Origin of the sequence: Aliiroseovarius marinus, assembly GCF_050881025.1 — a bacterium.
GTDB lineage: Bacteria > Pseudomonadota > Alphaproteobacteria > Rhodobacterales > Rhodobacteraceae > Aliiroseovarius > Aliiroseovarius marinus_A.
The window spans coordinates 165314-184101 of the sequence record NZ_JBNNXQ010000003.1; the positions used below are offsets into that span (position 1 = coordinate 165314).

General features: G+C 60.0%; 21 protein-coding genes and 1 tRNA gene. 12 read left to right on the forward strand and 10 right to left on the reverse strand.

Translation table 11 applies throughout. From position 1 onward, the window contains the following. Positions 1-3 precede the first annotated feature (3 nt). On the reverse strand, positions 4-1221 hold the full coding sequence (locus ACRY08_RS10055) for a bifunctional alpha/beta hydrolase/OsmC family protein (protein ID WP_432449787.1): 1218 nt from the start codon (positions 1219-1221) through the stop codon (positions 4-6). A gap of 180 nt (positions 1222-1401) precedes the next feature. Between ACRY08_RS10055 and ACRY08_RS10060 the strand changes: the two genes are divergently transcribed. Further along, entirely contained in the window at positions 1402-2184 is a 783-nt protein-coding gene (locus ACRY08_RS10060; RefSeq protein WP_432449788.1) for a heme-dependent oxidative N-demethylase family protein, read from the forward strand. A gap of 17 nt (positions 2185-2201) precedes the next feature. On the opposite strand, the gene ACRY08_RS10065 is transcribed toward ACRY08_RS10060, so the two are convergent. The 3 genes from ACRY08_RS10065 to ACRY08_RS10075 form a co-directional block, all read right to left on the reverse strand. Next, positions 2202-2393, reverse strand: a complete 192-nt coding sequence (locus ACRY08_RS10065) for a hypothetical protein (protein ID WP_432449789.1) — start codon at positions 2391-2393, stop codon at positions 2202-2204. A 254-nt stretch (positions 2394-2647) separates the two neighbouring features. Beyond that, positions 2648-4054 (reverse strand): type I glutamate--ammonia ligase, encoded by a 1407-nt coding sequence (gene glnA, locus ACRY08_RS10070; RefSeq protein ID WP_432449790.1) that lies wholly within the window; start codon positions 4052-4054, stop codon positions 2648-2650. A 35-nt stretch (positions 4055-4089) separates the two neighbouring features. After that, the gene (locus ACRY08_RS10075; RefSeq protein WP_432449791.1) at positions 4090-4428 is read right to left on the reverse strand and encodes a P-II family nitrogen regulator; all 339 of its coding nucleotides are present in this window, start codon (positions 4426-4428) and stop codon (positions 4090-4092) included. A 169-nt stretch (positions 4429-4597) separates the two neighbouring features. Between ACRY08_RS10075 and ACRY08_RS10080 the strand changes: the two genes are divergently transcribed. Further along, positions 4598-6211: an NAD(P)H-hydrate dehydratase gene (locus tag ACRY08_RS10080; RefSeq protein ID WP_432449792.1), complete on the forward strand. Its 1614-nt coding sequence runs from the start codon at positions 4598-4600 to the stop codon at positions 6209-6211. Here ACRY08_RS10080 and ACRY08_RS10085 read toward each other — a convergent pair. Both ACRY08_RS10085 and ACRY08_RS10090 read right to left on the reverse strand, forming a co-directional pair. After that, positions 6208-6621 (reverse strand): Hint domain-containing protein, encoded by a 414-nt coding sequence (locus ACRY08_RS10085; protein ID WP_432449793.1) that lies wholly within the window; start codon positions 6619-6621, stop codon positions 6208-6210. The two genes, ACRY08_RS10080 and ACRY08_RS10085, sit on opposite strands and share 4 nt — an antisense overlap. Before the next feature lie 131 nt (positions 6622-6752). Next, positions 6753-7190 carry a Hint domain-containing protein gene (locus tag ACRY08_RS10090; protein WP_432449794.1) on the reverse strand — a complete coding sequence of 146 codons (438 nt, stop codon included), beginning with the start codon at positions 7188-7190 and terminating at the stop codon, positions 6753-6755. Positions 7191-7544: 354 nt separating this feature from the next. On the opposite strand from ACRY08_RS10090, the gene ACRY08_RS10095 reads away from it, so the two are divergent. Beyond that, a tRNA-Leu gene (locus ACRY08_RS10095) sits at positions 7545-7629 on the forward strand. Positions 7630-7652: 23 nt separating this feature from the next. Continuing rightward, positions 7653-8984 carry a trigger factor gene (gene tig, locus ACRY08_RS10100; RefSeq protein WP_432449795.1) on the forward strand — a complete coding sequence of 444 codons (1332 nt, stop codon included), beginning with the start codon at positions 7653-7655 and terminating at the stop codon, positions 8982-8984. Positions 8985-9156: 172 nt separating this feature from the next. Here tig and ACRY08_RS10105 read toward each other — a convergent pair whose 3' ends face one another. The 4 genes from ACRY08_RS10105 to rpsF all read right to left on the reverse strand — a co-directional run bounded on the left by ACRY08_RS10105 (position 9157) and on the right by rpsF (position 11044). Next, entirely contained in the window at positions 9157-9660 is a 504-nt protein-coding gene (locus ACRY08_RS10105) for a transglycosylase SLT domain-containing protein (RefSeq protein ID WP_432449796.1), read from the reverse strand. 135 nt (positions 9661-9795) lie between these two features. Continuing rightward, positions 9796-10431 carry a 50S ribosomal protein L9 gene (rplI, locus tag ACRY08_RS10110; protein ID WP_432449797.1) on the reverse strand — a complete coding sequence of 212 codons (636 nt, stop codon included), beginning with the start codon at positions 10429-10431 and terminating at the stop codon, positions 9796-9798. Positions 10432-10444: 13 nt separating this feature from the next. Next, a complete protein-coding gene (gene rpsR / locus ACRY08_RS10115) occupies positions 10445-10672 on the reverse strand; it encodes a 30S ribosomal protein S18 (protein ID WP_005982441.1) in 228 nt (75 codons plus the stop codon). A 15-nt stretch (positions 10673-10687) separates the two neighbouring features. Next, positions 10688-11044: a 30S ribosomal protein S6 gene (gene rpsF, locus ACRY08_RS10120; RefSeq protein ID WP_432449798.1), complete on the reverse strand. Its 357-nt coding sequence runs from the start codon at positions 11042-11044 to the stop codon at positions 10688-10690. A 313-nt stretch (positions 11045-11357) separates the two neighbouring features. On the opposite strand from rpsF, the gene ACRY08_RS10125 reads away from it, so the two are divergent. The 8 genes from ACRY08_RS10125 to ACRY08_RS10160 all read left to right on the forward strand — a co-directional run bounded on the left by ACRY08_RS10125 (position 11358) and on the right by ACRY08_RS10160 (position 18725). Beyond that, on the forward strand, positions 11358-12005 hold the full coding sequence (locus tag ACRY08_RS10125; RefSeq protein ID WP_432449799.1) for a hypothetical protein: 648 nt from the start codon (positions 11358-11360) through the stop codon (positions 12003-12005). A gap of 119 nt (positions 12006-12124) precedes the next feature. After that, entirely contained in the window at positions 12125-13066 is a 942-nt protein-coding gene (fabD, locus tag ACRY08_RS10130) for an ACP S-malonyltransferase (RefSeq protein WP_432449800.1), read from the forward strand. Between the two features lie 31 nt (positions 13067-13097). Continuing rightward, a complete protein-coding gene (fabG, locus tag ACRY08_RS10135; protein WP_432449801.1) occupies positions 13098-13835 on the forward strand; it encodes a 3-oxoacyl-[acyl-carrier-protein] reductase in 738 nt (245 codons plus the stop codon). 220 nt (positions 13836-14055) lie between these two features. After that, entirely contained in the window at positions 14056-14289 is a 234-nt protein-coding gene (locus tag ACRY08_RS10140; RefSeq protein ID WP_242106401.1) for an acyl carrier protein, read from the forward strand. 186 nt (positions 14290-14475) lie between these two features. Beyond that, the gene (gene fabF / locus ACRY08_RS10145; RefSeq protein ID WP_432449802.1) at positions 14476-15738 is read left to right on the forward strand and encodes a beta-ketoacyl-ACP synthase II; all 1263 of its coding nucleotides are present in this window, start codon (positions 14476-14478) and stop codon (positions 15736-15738) included. Next, entirely contained in the window at positions 15738-16898 is a 1161-nt protein-coding gene (mltG, locus tag ACRY08_RS10150) for an endolytic transglycosylase MltG (RefSeq protein WP_432449803.1), read from the forward strand. The genes fabF and mltG overlap by 1 nt, the downstream gene beginning before the upstream one ends. A 200-nt stretch (positions 16899-17098) precedes the next feature. Then, positions 17099-17425 carry a hypothetical protein gene (locus ACRY08_RS10155; protein WP_432449804.1) on the forward strand — a complete coding sequence of 109 codons (327 nt, stop codon included), beginning with the start codon at positions 17099-17101 and terminating at the stop codon, positions 17423-17425. Beyond that, positions 17376-18725 (forward strand): DNA-packaging protein, encoded by a 1350-nt coding sequence (locus ACRY08_RS10160; protein ID WP_432449805.1) that lies wholly within the window; start codon positions 17376-17378, stop codon positions 18723-18725. The genes ACRY08_RS10155 and ACRY08_RS10160 overlap by 50 nt, the downstream gene beginning before the upstream one ends. Positions 18726-18788 lie beyond the last annotated feature (63 nt).

Here is an 18788-nt window from a genome sequence, read left to right on the forward strand (position 1 = left end):
GCGTCAGGGCGCCGCCAGCTCTGTCTGGACCTGACTGGTGGCTTCCAGAGTGCGGTGTACCGGGCAGCGATCGGCAATTTGCAACAGACGCGCGCGTTGTTCGTCATCAAGCGCGCCTTCCAGATGGATCAATCGATGGAACTGATCAATCTTGTCGCGCGCGCCGGTTTCGGCATCCTGCGCATGCACCTTGTTGTGGCTTACATCGACCCAGACATGATCCAAAGGCCAGCCCTTGCGGCGGGCATACATTCGAATGGTCATCGAGGTGCAGGCCCCAAGCCCTGCTGACAGAAACCCATAGGGCGTCATGCCCTTGTTGGTGCCGCCATAGGCCAGAGGTTCGTCCGCCAGCGTGTGATGCGCGGGGCCCGATTGCACATCTTGCAAAAAACCGCGCGGGTCGGCTTCGGACACGCGGACAATCCCTTCGGGCGCGCCAATCGGAGGCGCAGGTGGTTTGAGGTCAACATAGCGCGTGGCCCAGCTGGAAATGACCTCGGCCGCGTATTCGGCATCCTCTGCCCGGCTAACCAGGTGATCTGCGTCATCCAGGGTCACAAAACTTTTGGGGTGTCGGGCGGCCATGAAGATTGCGGCCGCATTGTCGATCGAAACGACCGTATCGCGCGGGGCATGCAACACCAAAAGCGCGGGCTTCAGAGCTTTCAGATCCGCATCCAGATTTGCCGCGCTGACATCACTTACGAAACTGTCGCGAATGCGGAACGGGCGCCCGCCCAGACAGACCTCGGTCGCGCCCTCGGCGCGGATGCGCGGCAGGGCATCTTCAAAGTTTTCAATGACATGGGCGGGATCAGCGGGGGCGCCAATGGTCACGACCGCCTGCACCGAAGGGATCGCGTTGGCCGCTTTGATCACGGCGGCACCTCCCAGTGAATGGCCGATCAGCAGGGCTGGTGCCATGCCGCGCGCCGCCAGCGCCTCTGCCGCCAGTTCGATGTCGCGCACATTGGAGGAAAAATGCGTGTTTTCGAATTCACCTTCGGAATGGCCAAGCCCGGTGAAATCAAACCGCAACACCCCGATACCAAGACTGGCCAGACGTGCCGCCACCCGTCGCGCGGCCGCAATGTCTTTGCCGCAGGTAAAACAATGTGCAAACAGCGCCGTGGCCAGATGTGGGCCATCTGGCAGGTCCAGCCGCGCGGCCAATTTGTGTCCGGAATGGCCGGTAAAGGTCAGTTTTTGCGTGGACATGCCATGTCTTTCATAGAATTGCGGGTGCTGCCAAGAATGGGGCGCGCAGCGGGAACAGACAAGCCATTGAACCCACGACACACGATCACGTGAAAAGCCGTGACGCAGCGGTGCAGAGATTTCGCACTTGCGTCCAGACCATCAGCGCGCATTCTGTCGTGACATCACAAGGGGCCCGGGATGGTCGAAATCTGTCAATCACAGCTTCCCTATCGCCCATGGGAAGAGGAACGTACCCGCCGTTTGCCGGGGTTGAACCCGGTGGCCGCGGGCGAATGGCTGTTGCGCGATGATGCTTACGCGGCTCAGATGGCACATCGCCGGGCCTTGCTTGACCACAAGCGCGATGACGTGTTGCGGCTGGATCCCATGGCGCGGCGTGCCGCAGACGAGCTTTTGGCGTTGGTGCTGGAAGAGATTGCCCGCGATCCGGGCTATGTGATCGAGCGGGGGCGGGTGACTTGTCCCGATGGATATGTCGTCGAAGTGACACCTGATGCGCCGCTGGCAACAATCGGCGCCTTGGTTCAGGAAGACATGGTGATCATGCAAAAACAGGATGACGAGCATCTGTTGACCGGGGCTGTTTTATGTTTTCCGGCGAGCTGGTCACTGGCGCAGAAGTTCATGCGTCCGATGACGCGCATCCACGCCCCTGTGCATGTGTATACCGCGGATCTTGCCAAGCGGGTGCAGCGACTTTTTGATGGGATCAGAGTGGATCGGCCGATCTGGCGCGCCAACTATCTTGTCTATGGCGACCCCGAGTTGCATCAGCCGCGCACCGAAGAAGATCGCCGTGGTGTTTATCAGGACGGGCCTAAATGGCTGCGGGTCGAGCGGCAGGCCATGCGGCGCTTGCCGATCAGTGACGCGGTGATTTTTTCGATCCACACTTATGTGCTGAGTGAGGCGCAACTGGACGCGCTTGGCATCGAGATGCCACCGCCCTCGGGCCACTGAGCCATCGCGATACGGATTTAGGCGTCGACCGGCTGAAATCCCTGACCTTCCACCCAATGGCGCAAGCGCGGCGGGGTGTCATTTTGGTCAGCCTGATCACCGCTGAATACGGCATCCCAGAACCCGGCTGTGCGAAAGGCTGCGGCCAGTTTCTGTTCTGTGCGTCGGATTTCGCGGGCCTGTGTGCGATAGACGCTTTGTGGGGACATGAAGCTCATTATTTTTGCCTCTCTTTGTCTGGTTTCCTCAACTGCTCGTCCCGACTTGACCCGACCGAGATGCCGAGAGTTGGGAGGAAAAAGGGCAAAATCGCACAAAATCCGGGATGCGGGCGCCACAATCATGAAGGGTTTTGTTTACCATGACGCACGTCTATGGCGGGCCTGAGCATTGGTCCCGACACTGGCCCTAACGCGAAAAAGGCGCCCAAGGGCGCCTTTTTGCATGTGTTCCGAGCCGCGGATCAGCAGCTGTAGTAAAGCTGGTATTCCACCGGGTGGGGTGTGTGCTCGTAGGCGTAAACCTCTTCCCATTTCAGGTCGATATAGCCCTGAATCTGGTCTTTGGTGAACACGTCGCCCGCGGTCAGGAAGTCGTTATCGGCTTCCAGCGCTTCCAGAGCTTCGCGCAAGCTTGCGCAAACGGTCGGGATACCGTCCAGCTCTTCCGGCGGCAGGTCATAGAGGTTTTTGTCCTGTGCCGCGCCCGGGTCGATCTTGTTCTTGATGCCGTCAAGGCCGGCCATCAGAAGGGCAGCGAAGCACAGATAGGGGTTCGCGGCGGGATCGGGGAAGCGGGCCTCGACGCGCTTGGCTTTCGGGCTTTCGGTCCACGGAATACGCACGCAACCCGACCGGTTCGAGGCCGAATAGGCGCGCAGAACGGGGGCTTCAAAGCCCGGGATCAGGCGCTTGTAGCTGTTGGTCGAGGGGTTGGTGAAAGCATTCAGCGTCTTGGCGTGCTTCAGGATGCCGCCGATGAAATACAGGGCTTCCTGGCTGAGGTCAGCGTATTTGTCGCCAGCGAAAAGCGGCTTGCCGTCTTTCCAGATCGACATGTTCACGTGCATCCCGGTGCCGTTGTCGCCTGCGATGGGCTTGGGCATGAAGGTTGCCGTTTTGCCATAAGCATGCGCCACGTTGTGGATGATGTATTTGTACTTCTGCAGCTCGTCGGCCTGTTTTGTCAGGCTGTCAAAGATCAGACCCAGCTCGTGCTGACACGAGGCCACCTCGTGGTGGTGCTTGTCGGTTTTCATGCCGATGTTTTTCATCGTGGTCAGCATTTCCGAGCGCAGGTCCTGCGCGTCGTCAATCGGGTTCACGGGGAAGTAGCCGCCCTTGACGCCCGGACGATGGCCGGTGTTGCCCATCTCATACTCAGCGTCAGTGTTCCAAGCGGCGTCAATCGCGTCCACTTCAAAGGACACTTTGTTCATGGTGTTCGAGAAACGCACATCGTCAAACAGGAAGAACTCGGCTTCGGGGCCCATGTAAGCCACGTCACCAATGCCCGAGGATTTCAGGTAAGCTTCGGCCTTCTGCGCGGTGCCGCGCGGGTCACGGCCATAGGCTTCGCCGGTGTCCGGCTCGACGATCGAGCAGTGAATGCAGAGCGTTTTTTCCGCGTAGAACGGGTCGATATAGGTGCTTTCGGTGTCGGGCATCAGTTTCATGTCCGAGCTTTCGATCGACTTCCAGCCGGCAATCGACGAGCCATCGAACATGAAGCCTTCTTCCAGGAAGTCTTCGTCGACCAGGTCGCAATCGACGGTCACGTGCTGCAGCTTGCCGCGCACGTCGGTGAAACGGATGTCGACATAAGCAATGTCGTCTTCCTTGATCTGTTTGAGTACGGCTTCAACGCTCATATCAGAATCCTTTGGTTCGTGGTTGTTCGTTTGGTTCAAAGTGCATCATCGCCGGTTTCACCGGTGCGGATGCGAATGGCTTGTTCGACGGGCGAGACAAAGATCTTGCCGTCGCCGATCTTGTCGGTTTTGGCGGCGTCGATGATCGCCTCGATGGCCTCGTCGACCTGATCGTCCGCCAGAACGATCTCGATTTTGACCTTGGGCAGGAAATCAACGACATATTCGGCGCCGCGGTAAAGCTCGGTATGACCTTTCTGACGGCCAAAGCCCTTCACCTCGATCACCGAAAGGCCCTGCACGCCAATGTCCTGCAGCGCTTCCTTTACTTCATCCAGCTTGAACGGCTTGATGATGGCTTCGATCTTCTTCATCGATATCTCTCCTCAAGGAATCTGCGTGTCGCGACCCAAAGACCACTTTCCCCCGAAGGGAACAATTGGATAGGCTGACGCAGGGTGGCCCGGTTTGGCCAATTTCCGGGCATTTGCACAAAAAATAGGCAGTTGGTTTGAAAATTATGCAATTGATGAAAGAGAACCCATGACCGAATTGCTGACAGCAGCCCAAATGCGCGCCATCGAACAGGCTGCCATCGACTCAGGCGAGGTCACTGGGCTGGAGCTGATGGAACGCGCGGGCCGGGGCGTGGTCGAGGCCATCTTTGAGGAATGGCCAGAGCTGTCAAAGACCTCTCATAAAGCGGTGGTGCTGTGCGGGCCGGGGAACAACGGCGGCGATGGGTTTGTCGTCGCGCGGCTCTTGAAAGAGTGGGGCTGGGAGGTCGAGGTGTTCCTCTATGGCGACGCGTCGACGCTGCCGCCGGATGCGCGGGCGAATTATGAGCGATGGGGGGAGTTGGGAGTGACCTCGCCGCTGCGGTCAAACTTCGAAGCATCGACGGTAGAAGCGCATGTCACAGTGGATGCCCTGTTCGGCACTGGGTTGACGCGACCTGTTAGTGATCTTGGTCTGGCGCTACTGGATATGCGCGAACAATCAGCAATTGGCTCTTACACACCACGCGAATTTCGCTTTGGTGTAGCTGCTCGTGTGGTCGCCATAGATATTCCAAGTGGTTTGTGTAGCGATAGTGGTCGCATCATCGAAGAAGATGGTTTCAAAGGTGTTGAGCAAGACGTAGCTGCGGCCCGTTCTTCCGCTGTGGATTTGACAGTATCTTTTCACAGTTTGAAACTGGGGCATGCCCTAAGGGAAGGTCAGGAACTCTGCGGCAAGACCGTTGTCAAATCCATAGGTATTGATGGTCGCGACTGTCCAGCGTTGCCACAAGATGAGGTTGTCAGATTGGTCGTGCGCCCTGATTGGCCCGGCAAGCAGGGTGGCAATCACAAATTCTCCCATGGTCACGCCCTCATCTTGTCTGGCTCGTCCGGCAAAGGCGGCGCGGCGCGACTTGCTGCACGCGGTGCGCTCCGCATCGGGGCAGGGCTTGTGACCGTCGCACCGACACCCGGTGCGCTGCAGGAAAATGCGGCGCGGTTGGATGCGATCATGCTGTCGCCGGTGGGGGATGCGCAGGTGTTTCAGGCTGTGCTTGCGGATGAACGGTTGAATGCGCTCTGCCTTGGTCCCGGATTGGGTCTCGAGCGGGCGCGGGACTTGGTGCCGGTGGGTTTGGCGGCGAAACGCGCAACGGTGCTGGACGCGGATGCTTTGACGGCGTTCAGGGACGACCCCGCCGCGTTGTTTGATATGCTGCATGACAGCTGCGTGCTGACCCCGCATGCGGGCGAGTTCGCGCGGCTCTTCCCTGATATTGCCGAAAAGCTGAACGCGCCCGCCACCAAAGGGCCCGCTTATTCCAAGGTAGACGCCACGCGAGAGGCCGCGGCACGCGCGGGCTGTGTGGTGCTGTTCAAGGGGGCGGATACGGTGATTGCGTCGCCGGATGGGCAGTGCGCGATCAACTCGGCGGCATACGAACGCTCCGCCCCGTGGTTGGCGACGGCGGGGTCGGGCGACGTGTTGGCGGGGTTCATCACCGGGTTGCTTGCGCGGGGATTTGCCCCGATGCAGGCGGCGGAAACGGCGGCCTGGCTGCATGTGGAATGCGCCATAGAATTCGGGCAGGGCCTCATTGCCGAGGACCTGCCCGAGATGCTGCCAGCAGTGTTCAGAAGGTTGGGGGCTTAAGCCACCGCCAATTCGACGCCGTTGGCGTAGATCACGTGGCGACGACCGAAGTCGAGCTGGTACAGGTCGGCCACTGTCGGAATGCCCGCATCCTGCGTCAGGTCGCCAGCAATCATGGCAACCGGGGCGCCATCGCGCACCATCAGGGGTTGGCCAGCGGCAACGGCAAGGTCGCGTTCGGGGCGGTTTTCACCAAGGCTACCCTTGGTAATGTGAGTGGTTTGGGCGCGCCTGCGTTTGATGGCGCGCAGAGGCTGGGCACCAATGTCGCGGGTGATGACGCGATCGCCTTCACGCAGGTCTTCGACCGCAACTTCGCCGCGCATGGTCAGGACAATCGTGCCCTCGGCCAGACCCATGGTCTCGTTCAGCGACGCGCTTTCGGCGATTTTATTCGTTTGATAGGTCATGGCAGCACCTTTCTGACATCCATTTCTTTCCCCGTCTTAACCTTTGATCAGAGATTGGGGCACAAATGGGGCAGGGTCAGGGAAAGTTAATGGGATTGTTCCGGGGGTCGGCAACAATCCCATGAAACCAGTCAGATTGTGTCCGCGCGGCTGCGTTTCAGGGCCGGAAGATGTGTCGACGTCATGTCCATTCCGCCGATTCTGACAAAATGCACGTCATCAAAATGCAACTGATACAAAGAAAGCGGCGTGGTGCCTGCGACTTTTCGGATCAGCTCTCCATCAATCAGCTGGCGCGCCTGCACCAATGCGCGGGGTTTGCCGAACATCGCCTGCGCCATCCAGCCGCGCAGAACCATGGGCTGGTAGGCGGCAACGGTGAAGGCGGGATACACATCGCCGCCGCGGATGGCGGTCAAAGCGCGCGGGGCCACATGCACAAGTTGCGCAGGGTCCACGGCGCGCCGTGTCAGCGCCCGAAGGCGCACAACGCCGCGATCCACCGCCAAAAGCCGATCACCGGGTTTCAGATCTTCAACTGGAACCAACCCTTTAAGGGTCTGCACCATTGCCCCGATACCAAGGCCCGTTGTTGGAATACATGCGCGATGCACGAGGGTCGTACCCCCGCCTCGCTCTGGAGACATGGACGTCATCTTATACCTGCCTTATTCTTATCACCCTTTTTGGGTGCTGCTCATTGAGGACAGTTTAACAGCTGGGCGACGAAATACCTAGAATTTTCCTGATTCTCTGGGGCGCTGTGCCCGCCATGACGCTTCGGGGGCGAAAAACGCGCGCAATTGCGTGCTCATGGGCCAAAACACACCGCTTTTCCTCTCGCATCCTGCCCGTCGCGATGCTAGAAGGGCGCGAATTTGGGCGGCCCTTTCCGTGTTGGCGTGGGCTGCCCATGGTTTTCTGCGGGTGTGGCGAAATTGGTAGACGCACCAGATTTAGGTTCTGGCGCCGCAAGGCGTGGGGGTTCAAGTCCCTCCACCCGCACCAAGGACGATGAAAAGGACAAGGCTATGCAGGTCACCGAGACCCTGAACGAAGGTCTGAAACGCGGCTACAAGATCGTGGTTCCGGCCGCTGATCTGGACGCAAAAGTCAACGAAAAGCTGGTTGAAGCTCAGCCGGAAGTCGAAATGAAGGGCTTCCGCAAGGGCAAAGTGCCGATGGCTCTTTTGAAAAAGCAGTTTGGTCAGCGCCTGATGGGCGAAGCCATGCAGGAAGCTGTCGATGGTGCCATGAACAAGCATTTTGAAGACAGCGGCGACCGCCCCGCCATGCAGCCCGAGGTCAAGATGACCAATGAGGACTGGAAAGAAGGCGACGACGTTGAAATCGAGATGTCCTATGAAGCCCTTCCCGCGATCCCCGAGGTCGATCTGAAAGGCATCAAGCTGGAAAAGCTGGTTGTGAAAGCTGCCGAGGCTGATGTGGACGAAGCGCTGGCAAACCTGGTCGAGACCGCTCAGGACTTCAAAGACCGCAAGAAAGGCTCGAAAGCCAAGGATGGCGATCAGGTTGTGATCAACTTCCTGGGTAAAGTTGACGGCGAAGCCTTTGATGGCGGCGCTGCCGAAGACTATCCGCTGGTGCTGGGCTCGGGCTCGTTCATTCCGGGCTTCGAAGAGCAGCTGGTTGGTGCCAAGGCTGGTGACGACGTGGAAGTCAAAGTGGCTTTCCCGGCGGAATACGGTGCGGAAAACCTGGCCGGCAAAGACGCTGTCTTTGAATGTAAGGTGAACGAGGTGAAAGAACCCGTTGCCGCTGAAATCAATGACGAGCTGGCCACCAAGTTCGGCGCCGAGGATCTGGCTGCCCTGAAAGGCCAGATCTCGGAACGTCTGGAAGCCGAGTTCTCTGGCGCGGCCCGTGCTGTGATGAAGCGCGGCCTGTTGGACGAGCTGGACAAGCTGGTTGACTTCGATCTGCCGCCGTCGCTTCTGGATGCCGAAGCCGGCCAGATCGCACACCAGCTGTGGCACGAGGAAAACCCCGAGGTGGAAGGTCACGACCACCCGGAAATCGAAGCCACTGATGAGCACAAGAAACTTGCCGGTCGCCGCGTGCGCCTTGGCCTGCTGCTGGCCGAATTGGGCCAGAAAGCCGAGATCGAGGTCTCCGACGCCGAAATGACCCAAGCGGTCATGAACCAGGCACGTCAGTACCCGGGCCAGGAACGTCAGTTCTTTGAGTTCGTGCAGCAAAACCCGCAGATGCGCCAGCAGATCCAGGCACCGCTGTTTGAAGACAAGGTCATCGACTATGTCTTCGAACTGGCCAACGTGTCGGAAAAAGAGGTCTCGAAAGACGACCTGCAGAAAGCTGTCGAGGCACTGGAAGACGAATAAGTCGTCCTCCTACAGACATCAGAAAGGCCGCTCCAATCGGGGCGGCCTTTTCTTTTGGGGCGGTGGTCTCATTTTCTTGTCGAAAGTACCTTGGGGGAATGGGAAACCCGTCAGGGTTTCACAGGGGGCAACGCCCCATAGGCTCATTCACAGAATGAGCCACCAGCAGCCATCATCCGGGCCTGAGGCCCGTCTCGACCAACAACCCCAACCGCTTGGCTTCGTAATAATAGCCGCGCGCATACCATTTCATGGCGCCCTCAATGCTGCCGCCGGACACCAGATACGCCCCCTTCAGATACTTGCCCGCGTATTTCAGGTTCACATCGGGGTCCAGAAGCTCGCTTGCCGGGCCGCGATGGCCCATGGTGCGGGCGGTCTGGGGCAAGATTTGCAACAGCCCCCAGTAAGGCCCGTTGCGCGCCCAGGGGCGGTGGGTACTCTCACGCACGGCTTGCCTGTGCACTAGCTCGCGCGGGATCTGGTAGTGGTCGGCCCATTTGTTGATCAATGCGCGCAACTCTGGCGTCTCATTGGGGTAGAGCGGCGGGTTGAAGGCCTCTTTTGCGGCATGTTTGGCCGGGGCCTCCCCCTTGACTGGCCCCCGCCCCAAACAGGCGGTCAGAAAGGGAACAGGCAGGGCGGTCAGGAAAAGGCGTCTGGATACATCAGTCATAAGAAAGAGCGTAGGCGTGTTGCCCTGACGGGGAAAGGGCGCAGCTGTCGACAGGCGAAAGCCTGCCCGGTCTTCCGCATCAAAAAAGGCCGCCCCAGATGGAACGGCCTTTTGTATTGGTTTTCAAAAAGAAGATTACTCTTCTTCCGATGCCTCTTCTGCGGCCGGTGCATCATCTGCATCGGCGGCCGGAGCCAGTTCGTCATCATCAGATGCAGCAGCACCGATGTCGTCGAACAGTTCGGCGATCTCGAACTCGGCTTCGGCTTCAGCTTCAGCGGCCAGTTCCTGGATCGACTTGCCCGAAGCCTGCAGTTCTGCTTCTTCTTCCGAGCGGGCCACGTTCAGGTTGATCTCGACGTCAACCTCGGGGTGCAGGATCACATGCACAGCGTGCAGGCCCAGATATTTGATCGGGGCTTTCAGAGCGATCTGCTTCTTGTCCACGGTGAAGCCAGCTTCAGTAGCAACCTCGGCGGCGTCACGCGGGGTGACCGAACCGTAAAGGGCGCCAGCATCCGATGCCGAACGAATCACGATGAACTGTTCGCCGTCCAGCTTCTCGGCCAGGGCTTCAGCTTCTTTCTTGGTCTCCAGGTTGCGCGCTTCAAGCTGCGCTTTCTGGGCTTCGAAATTGGCAATGTTGGCGTCCGATGCCGACAGGGCTTTGCCCTGGGGCAGCAGGAAGTTGCGGGCGTAGCCGGGCTTTACGTCAACGACGTCGCCCATCTGGCCAAGCTTGGCAACACGTTCCAGAAGGATAACTTGCATTGATCAGGTCTCCTTACTTAACGGCGTAGGGAAGCAGGGCAAGGAAACGGGCGCGTTTGATAGCACGGGCCAGTTCACGCTGCTTCTTGGCCGAAACGGCGGTGATGCGCGAGGGAACGATTTTGCCGCGCTCGGAAATGTAGCGCTGCAGCAGACGGGTGTCTTTGTAGTCGATCTTCGGCGCGTTGTCGCCCGAGAAGGGGCATACCTTGCGGCGACGGAAAAATGGTTTAGCTGCCATGAGTTAGACCTCCGATTAGCGGTCACGGCCACGGCGGTCGCCGCGTTCGTCACGTTTTTGCATTTGGACCGAGGGGCCTTCGGCGTGATCGTCGACCTTGATGGTCAGAACGCGCATGACATCGTCATGCAGGCGCATCAGGCGTTCCATTTCCTGAACAGCCGGTGCAGGCGCATCGGTCTTCAGGAAGGCATAGTGGCCTTTGCGGTTCTTGTTGATCTTGTAGGCCATCGTCTTGACGCCCCAGTACTCGCTGTCAACGACTTTACCGCCGTTGTCACCCAGTACGGTGCCAAAATGTTCGATGAGGTTCTCAGCTTGCGCGTTGGACAAGTCCTGACGCGAGATGAAGACATGCTCGTAAAGGGGCATGTGAACTCCAGTTCTATTTTCAAGCGCGCTTCAAAGAATGGGTCTAAACCTTTCCGCGACCCACCCACGAGAGGCTACGCGGTTCATACCTTACGGAAAGGACGGTGCCTTATACACGCGCCAGACCTGATTGCAAGACAGATGCTGAGAAAACAGGACCTGATCCGATCTGCCGGCCCCGTCAATCAATCACCCGCAGAGCGCCCAATTCCCGCCCCATTCGGCTGTCAGCACTGTGACCAAGCACCCGGGCCGCATCATTGGGCGGCCACTGAACAGGGCGCAGCAGACAAGACACTGACCGAGGCCGACCATGACCATGATTTCGCAGTCCTTCCAGCCCTCCAACGCCGCACAGAACCTGATGTGTCCAGAGCTTGTTCACCTGCCTTGGGGATATACTCTGACGGCAGAGGATGCGCAGGAAGGCATGCCGCTGCTTGGTCGGGCACTTGGACGTTTCATTGCCGTGATCATCGGACTTGTCCTTCTGGGCGTATGGGTTGTGCCCGGTGTGGACAGCTTTGGCGATCCGATCCTTGTGGCGATGAAACTGGGGTTGAGCTGCCTGTTTATCGGACTTGGGGGGCTGCTTTACCTGTTTGGCCAGGATGGGCAACGCGCGGAAACCCAGATTGATCTGGTGTCGCGTGAAATCCGTGCCGGATCGCGCAAGCAAAACGGCGCGTTCAAACTGGCCGCGCAGGTGGGGTTTGACGAGGTGTCTGCGATCTTGATTGCACGGTCGGAAAGCGACCTGCACCCGTCCATCTTCGCCCGCATCGGTGATGGCCCGGATGCGATTGAAATCGTGTCGGGTGCCGAAGAGCTTCTGGTGCCCATCCGTGACCGGATTGTGCGGGATTTGCGCACGGATCGCTCGGGGCTGCAGGCGATGGCGCGGCCATCGGCGCAGGCGATCAAGGTTGTACCGCCAGCGCAGGCCATGGCCGCCGTATAACGCCGGGCAGGGGGAGGTCTCGTCCCGTCCGCAAAGCTCTTGCAGCGCAATGCTCATTGCACCCCGCCTCTGCGCGGGGTATTCCCTTTGGGAAAGCTGAATAAGCAAGAGGAGAGGCCATGAGCCGTGCATTCGTATTCCCCGGGCAGGGCGCCCAGAGCATTGGCATGGGCAAAGCCCTGGCAGAGGCCTATCCGGCCGCACAGGCGGTCTTTGACGAGGTGGATGAAGCGCTTGGTGAAAAGCTGTCGGCCCTGATCTGGGAAGGCGAGCAAGACACGCTGACGCTGACGCAAAACGCCCAGCCCGCGCTGATGGCGACCTCGCTTGCCGCGATGCGCGCGCTGGAGGCCGAGGGCGTGTCGATTGATGCGGCCAGCTTTGTCGCGGGCCACTCTTTGGGCGAGTATTCGGCATTGGCTGCCGCAGGCACCCTGTCGATCGCCGACACCGCGCGCCTGCTGCGCACCCGTGGTCAGGCCATGCAAGAAGCCGTGCCGGTGGGCGTGGGGGCCATGGCGGCCCTGCTGGGATTGGATTTCGCAACCGCTGCCGAGGTGGCTTCTGAGGCGTCCCACGATCAGGTTTGTCAGGCCGCCAATGACAATGATCCGGCGCAGGTTGTGGTTTCGGGCCACAAGGAGGCCGTCGAGCGTGCAGTAGAAATCGCCAAGGGCAAAGGCGCGCGCCGCGCGGTGTTGCTGCCGGTCAGCGCACCGTTCCATTGCGCCCTGATGCAGCCCGCTGCCGAGGCGATGGCCGAGGCGCTGTCACATGTGGACATGAACAGCCCAGCAGTTCCGTTGGTCGCAAATGTGCGCGCCGCTGAGGTTTCGGACCCGGCGACCATCCGGTCGCTTCTGGTTGAGCAGGTTACCGGATCTGTCCGCTGGCGCGAAAGCGTGGCCTGGATGGCCGGCGAAGGGGTCACCGAGATCTGGGAGATCGGCGCAGGCAAGGCCCTGTCGGGCATGATCAAGCGGATCGACAAATCCGTGGCCACCCGTGCCATCGGGACGCCGGATGACGTGAAAGCCGCCGCTGAAAGCCTTGCGGGCTAAGGATAGAATTTACCTGAGGAAGGAAGAGCAGATGTTTGATCTGACTGGAAAAAATGCGCTGGTAACCGGAGCGTCGGGCGGCATTGGCGGCGCGATCGCCAAAGCGTTGCATGGCGCGGGCGCAACCGTGGGCCTGTCGGGCACGCGCGTTGAGCCGCTGGAAGCGCTGGCTGCCGAACTGGGGGAACGCGCCCATGTGCTGCCCTGCAACCTGTCTGACGGCGCGGCGGTCGACGCCCTGCCAAAGCAAGCCATCGAAGCCATGGGTGGCGTGGATATTCTGGTGAACAACGCGGGCATCACCCGCGACCAGATTTTCATGCGCATGTCGGACGAGGAATGGCAAAGCGTGATTGACGTGAACCTGACCTCGACCATGCGGCTGTGCCGCGGCGTGATGCGCCCGATGATGAAATCCCGCTGGGGTCGTATCATCAACATCAGTTCGATCGTTGGCGCGACCGGCAATCCGGGGCAGGTGAACTATGCGGCGTCGAAGGCCGGTATGGTCGGCCTGACCAAATCCATCGCCTATGAGGTTGCCAGCCGTGGCATCACCGCAAACTGCGTGGCGCCGGGCTTCATCGCCACTGCGATGACCGACAAGCTGACGGATGATCAGAAAGAGAAGATCAACGTGCAGATTCCCGCAGCCCGCATGGGGTCGGCCGAAGAAATTGCGGCGTCGGTTCTGTATCTGGCCTCGCCCGAAGCGGGCTATACCACCGGCGCGACCATCCATGTGAATGGTGGTATGGCCATGTTGTAAGGTCCTGACCTAGGGGAACGAGGGCGGGGTGATCCCCGCCCAACCACCCCCTTGCAGGCCGAAAGCGTTTGCCTATCTAGTGCGATGTGCTATAGGCGGCGCATGTTTTTCTTCGGAGTTGGTTTGACCCTGGGGAATTCGGCGGTGAACGCTGAACACTAAACGGCCCATTCGGGTCAATCGAAAAAGGGCCACTGGCCTGAAAACGTGAGGATTTATCATGAGCGACGTCGCAGACCGCGTGAAAAAAATCGTTGTTGAGCACCTGGGTGTTGAAGAGGACAAGGTTACGGAATCGGCCTCGTTCATCGACGATCTGGGCGCAGACAGCCTGGACACCGTAGAGCTGGTCATGGCTTTTGAAGAAGAGTTCGGCATCGAGATCCCGGACGATGCAGCCGAGACCATCCAGACCTTTGGCGACGCTGTGAAATTCATCACCGAAGCTGCCTGATCCGTCAGGATTGCGAATTTTCGAAACGGCCTGCCATCTGGCGGGCCGTTTTCTGTTTTAGGCACTTGATGCCAGATGGCAAACAATCGGCGGGCTTTCTCTGTAATGTGGAATTGACCTTGCCCAGACAGGTCTTGGCGCGCTATCACCCCCGAGACTTTTGAAAACCTGCGAAAGGGCACCAAGATGCGTCGAGTGGTTGTTACAGGATTGGGCATGATTTCTCCGCTGGCAAGCGGCGTTGAGAAGACATGGGAACGTATTTTGGATGGTCAGTCCGGTGCGGGTCCGATCACCAAGTTTGATGCGTCGCGCGTGACCACGAAATATGCCTGCGAAGTGCCCTTGGGCGATGGCAGCGACGGGACCTTCAATCCTGATGACTGGATGGAACCGAAAGAGCGCCGCAAGGTGGATGATTTCATCCTCTACGGTCTGGCTGCCGCTGAAATGGCGGTCAAAGACGCCGACTGGATGCCCGAGGACGAAGAAAGCCTGCACCGCACCGGCGTGATCATTGGCTCGGGTATTGGCGGGCTGTCGACCATTGCGGATACCTCGATCCTTCTAAATGAACGCGGGCCGCGCCGCGTGTCGCCCTTCTTCATTCCCGGCTCGCTGATCAACCTGATCTCGGGTCAGGTCTCGATCAAGTTTGGCTTCAAGGGCCCGAACCACTCGGTCGTAACGGCCTGTTCCACCGGTGCACACGCCATTGGTGACGCGAGCCGCCTGATCCAGTCGGGCGATGCGGATGTGATGGTGGCCGGTGGTGCCGAAGCCGCGATTTGTGAGCTGGGCATCGCAGGCTTCAACGCCTGTAAAGCCCTGTCGACCAAGCGCGAAGACGACCCGAAGGCCGCGAGCCGCCCCTATGACGAAGACCGCGATGGCTTCGTGATGGGCGAGGGCGCCGGCATCGTGGTGCTGGAAGAATACGAACACGCCAAGGCGCGTGGCGCCAAGATTTATGCCGAAGTTCTGGGCTATGGCCTGTCGGGCGATGCCTATCACATCACGGCCCCGGCCGAAGATGGCGATGGTGGGTTCCGCGCCATGCAGGCCGCGCTTGGCAAAGCCGGGCTGGAGCCGTCGGCGATTGACTATATCAATGCGCACGGCACCTCGACCATGGCCGACACGGTGGAACTGGGCGCGGTAGAGCGTCTGCTGGGCGATGCGGCTGACACGGCCACGATGTCATCGACTAAATCCTCGATTGGCCACCTTCTGGGGGCAGCCGGCGCTGTGGAGGCGATCTTCTGTATCCTGGCCATCCGCGACCAGATTGCACCGCCGACCATCAACCTGGACAACCCGGCCATTGAACCGCGCCTGTCGCTGGCGGCGAACAAGGCCGAGAAGCGTGAGATCAACGTGGCCCTGTCCAACAGCTTTGGCTTTGGCGGCACCAATGCCAGCCTTGTCATGGGGAAGGTCGCTGACTGATGTGGCGTAACATCGCGTCGAACGCGCTGAGCCTGTTCATTGTCCTTCTGATCCTCGCCGTGGGTGGCATCGCCTGGGGCAAGAAGCAGTACACGCAGGCCGGTCCGCTGGAGCAGGCGATATGTCTGCGCGTGGACAAGGGCTCAAACTTCTCGCGCGTGGCGGATAGTCTGACCGATCAGGGTGCGATTTCCAACGCATCAGTTTTTCGGATTGGGGTCGAATACTCCGACAAGGCCGCGGCGCTGAAAGCGGGGTCGTTTCTGGTGCGCGAAGGCAGCTCGATGAGCGATATCGTGGATATCGTAACCCGTGGCGGCGCCTCGACCTGTGGCACGGAAATCCTGTATCGGGTGGGCGTATTGACGGCGGTCATGCAGGTGCGTGAACTTGACCCGGCGACGCAGGATTACAAGATCACGGCCGAGTTCAAACCGGCCGAGCTTGAGGGCGCTGTGCCTGAAATCTATGCCGCCAAAGCGGCGGAAAGCGACACGCGGTTCCGTATTGCTCTGGCCGAAGGTGTGACCAGCTGGCAGGTGGTGGATAGCCTGTCACGCGCTGATTTCCTGTCGGGCGAGGTGGCCGAGACCCCCGCCGAGGGAAGCCTGGCACCTGACAGCTATGAGGTGAAGCCGGGGGCGGATCGCGCAAGCCTGATCGCCAAGATGCAAGAGGCGCAGACCGCTATTCTGGCCGCCGCATGGGAAGATCGCGCGGCGGATTTGCCCTATGCCAGTGCCGAAGAAGCACTGATCATGGCCTCGATCGTGGAGAAGGAAACCGGGCTGGCTGAAGAACGTCGGCAGGTGGCGTCAGTCTTCGTGAACCGCCTGAACCAGCCGATGCGTCTGCAGACCGACCCGACGGTGATCTATGGCATCACGCGCGGGCAGGGCAGTCTGGGCCGGGGCTTGCGCCAAAGCGAGCTGCGCCGTGAAACGCCCTACAACACCTATGTGATCGACGGCCTGCCGCCGACGCCCATCGCCAATCCGGGCAAGGCAGCTATCGAGGCTGCCCTGAACCCCGACACGACACCCTATCTGTTCTTCGTGGCAGATGGCACCGGTGGGCATGCCTTTGCCGAAACACTGGCAGAGCACAACGCCAACGTCGCCAAATGGCGCGAGATCGAGGCAGAGCGGGCCAACCAGTGATCGACGCACTCTGCCTGAAAGTGTAAACAAAACATAAGCTTGCCGCACGGCGTTGCGGCGGGCGCGTTTGACAGGGCGCACGGTCGACCGTAGTCTTTGTCATACGCTAGAAGATGTGACTCAACGGCCCCGGGCACCCGCCCTGGGCCGTTTTTTCATGTCGCTCGTGCGGGAAGCGAGCATGAGAGGCAAATAAAAACATGACAAAGATCACGCCCTTGGGGAAGGACGCAGCTTCGGATGATTACCTGGAGATTGCGGACGCATTTTTTCTACGTGTTCTGAAAGAGTTAGACCGCCAGTTGAGCGAGGCGGAAGCGGCTGATTGCGAAACGACACCAGCTTTGGCGAAGGCTGTAAGCGAAGTGCGCAAGGCCATGCAAAACGTATTTGATGAAAGGAAACGCCTTGAACAAAGTGGTAAAAACATCGGCGGTGGGGGGCGAGCGGCAGAGCTTGACCTTGCTCAGGCCCGAGATGAAATCGGGCGCAGACTGGCTTGCCTCAGCGACGCAAGACGAACGTGAGAGTTTCCTGAATGACCTGAGTGACGGGGCGCTTTTGGCGCTGCCCTATCTGTTTGAGTTCTGGGCGTTGGATCACCAATTGCCCCCGGACGGGGACTGGCGCACATGGGTGATCATGGGCGGGCGCGGCGCGGGGAAAACCCGCGCCGGATCGGAATGGGTGCGCGCCGAGGTCGAAGGGGCGGGGCCCCTTGATCCCGGTCGCTCGCGCCGCGTGGCCTTGGTGGGTGAAACCATTGATCAGGTGCGCGAGGTCATGGTCTTTGGCGAAAGCGGCATTTTGGCCTGTTCGCCGCCCGACCGTCGCCCCGTTTGGGAGGCCGGACGCAGGCGGCTTGTCTGGCCCAACGGTGCCATCGCGCAGGTGTTTTCCGCTTATGAGCCGGAAAGCCTGCGTGGCCCGCAATTTGACGCGGCTTGGGTCGATGAGCTGGCCAAATGGAAGAAGGCTGAAGAGACTTGGGACATGTTGCAGTTCGGTCTGCGCCTTGGCAGCCATCCGCGTCAATGCGTGACCACCACGCCGCGCAATGTCGGCGTGCTAAAGCAGATCCTGAAGAACCCCTCGACCGTGACGACACATGCGCCAACCGAAGCCAACCGGGCCTATCTGGCGAAGAGCTTTCTGGACGAGGTGCGCGCGCGCTATGCCGACACGCGGCTAGGGCGGCAGGAGCTGGACGGCGTGCTGTTGGAGGACACCGAGGGCGCGTTGTGGACCATGGCGATGCTGGACAAGCATCGTGCCGGTGCCGAGGTGCCCGATCTGGACCGGATCGTGGTTGCGGTTGACCCGCCGGTCACCGGTCACAAAGGGTCAGATGAATGCGGGATCGTCGTGGCCGGGGTGGTCGCCAAGGGACCGCCCGGTGACTGGAAGGCGGTGGTCTTGGAAGATGCCAGCGTCTCGGCCGCCAGCCCATCAGAATGGGCCGAAGCGGCTCTGGCCGCGATGGAGCGCCACAAGGCCGACCGTTTGGTGGCCGAGGTCAATCAGGGCGGCGACCTTGTGGAAAGCGTGATCCGCCAGATCGACGCGACCGTGCCCTATAAGGCGGTGCGCGCCACCCGTGGCAAACATGCGCGCGCGGAACCTGTGGCGGCTTTGTACGAGCAGGGCCGCGTGTCGCACACAGGCGGGATGGCTGCACTGGAAGACCAGATGTGTCGGATGACCAATAAGGGCTTCGAGGGCAAGGGAAGCCCTGACCGCGTGGATGCACTGGTCTGGGCCTTGCACGAGCTGATCATTGAGCCCGTTGCATCCTACCGCCGACCGCAAGTGCGCACGCTAGGTTAAAGAGTTTTTTAACCACTACTGGCAAAGTGCAAAACATCGAAAGGCGGGCACCATACGCCACCC

What these genes read in the sequence shown, in the direction of transcription:
- ACRY08_RS10055 (WP_432449787.1), bottom strand. Translation starts at nt 1,221, where the DNA reads ATGTCCACGCAAAAACTGACCTTTACCGGCCATTCCGGACACAAATTG.
- ACRY08_RS10060 (WP_432449788.1), top strand. Translation starts at nt 1,402, where the DNA reads ATGGTCGAAATCTGTCAATCACAGCTTCCCTATCGCCCATGGGAAGAG.
- ACRY08_RS10065 (WP_432449789.1), bottom strand. Translation starts at nt 2,393, where the DNA reads ATGTCCCCACAAAGCGTCTATCGCACACAGGCCCGCGAAATCCGACGC.
- glnA (WP_432449790.1), bottom strand. Translation starts at nt 4,054, where the DNA reads ATGAGCGTTGAAGCCGTACTCAAACAGATCAAGGAAGACGACATTGCT.
- ACRY08_RS10075 (WP_432449791.1), bottom strand. Translation starts at nt 4,428, where the DNA reads ATGAAGAAGATCGAAGCCATCATCAAGCCGTTCAAGCTGGATGAAGTA.
- ACRY08_RS10080 (WP_432449792.1), top strand. Translation starts at nt 4,598, where the DNA reads ATGACCGAATTGCTGACAGCAGCCCAAATGCGCGCCATCGAACAGGCT.
- ACRY08_RS10085 (WP_432449793.1), bottom strand. Translation starts at nt 6,621, where the DNA reads ATGACCTATCAAACGAATAAAATCGCCGAAAGCGCGTCGCTGAACGAG.
- ACRY08_RS10090 (WP_432449794.1), bottom strand. Translation starts at nt 7,190, where the DNA reads ATGGTGCAGACCCTTAAAGGGTTGGTTCCAGTTGAAGATCTGAAACCC.
- tig (WP_432449795.1), top strand. Translation starts at nt 7,653, where the DNA reads ATGCAGGTCACCGAGACCCTGAACGAAGGTCTGAAACGCGGCTACAAG.
- ACRY08_RS10105 (WP_432449796.1), bottom strand. Translation starts at nt 9,660, where the DNA reads ATGACTGATGTATCCAGACGCCTTTTCCTGACCGCCCTGCCTGTTCCC.
- rplI (WP_432449797.1), bottom strand. Translation starts at nt 10,431, where the DNA reads ATGCAAGTTATCCTTCTGGAACGTGTTGCCAAGCTTGGCCAGATGGGC.
- rpsR (WP_005982441.1), bottom strand. Translation starts at nt 10,672, where the DNA reads ATGGCAGCTAAACCATTTTTCCGTCGCCGCAAGGTATGCCCCTTCTCG.
- rpsF (WP_432449798.1), bottom strand. Translation starts at nt 11,044, where the DNA reads ATGCCCCTTTACGAGCATGTCTTCATCTCGCGTCAGGACTTGTCCAAC.
- ACRY08_RS10125 (WP_432449799.1), top strand. Translation starts at nt 11,358, where the DNA reads ATGACCATGATTTCGCAGTCCTTCCAGCCCTCCAACGCCGCACAGAAC.
- fabD (WP_432449800.1), top strand. Translation starts at nt 12,125, where the DNA reads ATGAGCCGTGCATTCGTATTCCCCGGGCAGGGCGCCCAGAGCATTGGC.
- fabG (WP_432449801.1), top strand. Translation starts at nt 13,098, where the DNA reads ATGTTTGATCTGACTGGAAAAAATGCGCTGGTAACCGGAGCGTCGGGC.
- ACRY08_RS10140 (WP_242106401.1), top strand. Translation starts at nt 14,056, where the DNA reads ATGAGCGACGTCGCAGACCGCGTGAAAAAAATCGTTGTTGAGCACCTG.
- fabF (WP_432449802.1), top strand. Translation starts at nt 14,476, where the DNA reads ATGCGTCGAGTGGTTGTTACAGGATTGGGCATGATTTCTCCGCTGGCA.
- mltG (WP_432449803.1), top strand. Translation starts at nt 15,738, where the DNA reads ATGTGGCGTAACATCGCGTCGAACGCGCTGAGCCTGTTCATTGTCCTT.
- ACRY08_RS10155 (WP_432449804.1), top strand. Translation starts at nt 17,099, where the DNA reads ATGACAAAGATCACGCCCTTGGGGAAGGACGCAGCTTCGGATGATTAC.
- ACRY08_RS10160 (WP_432449805.1), top strand. Translation starts at nt 17,376, where the DNA reads ATGAAATCGGGCGCAGACTGGCTTGCCTCAGCGACGCAAGACGAACGT.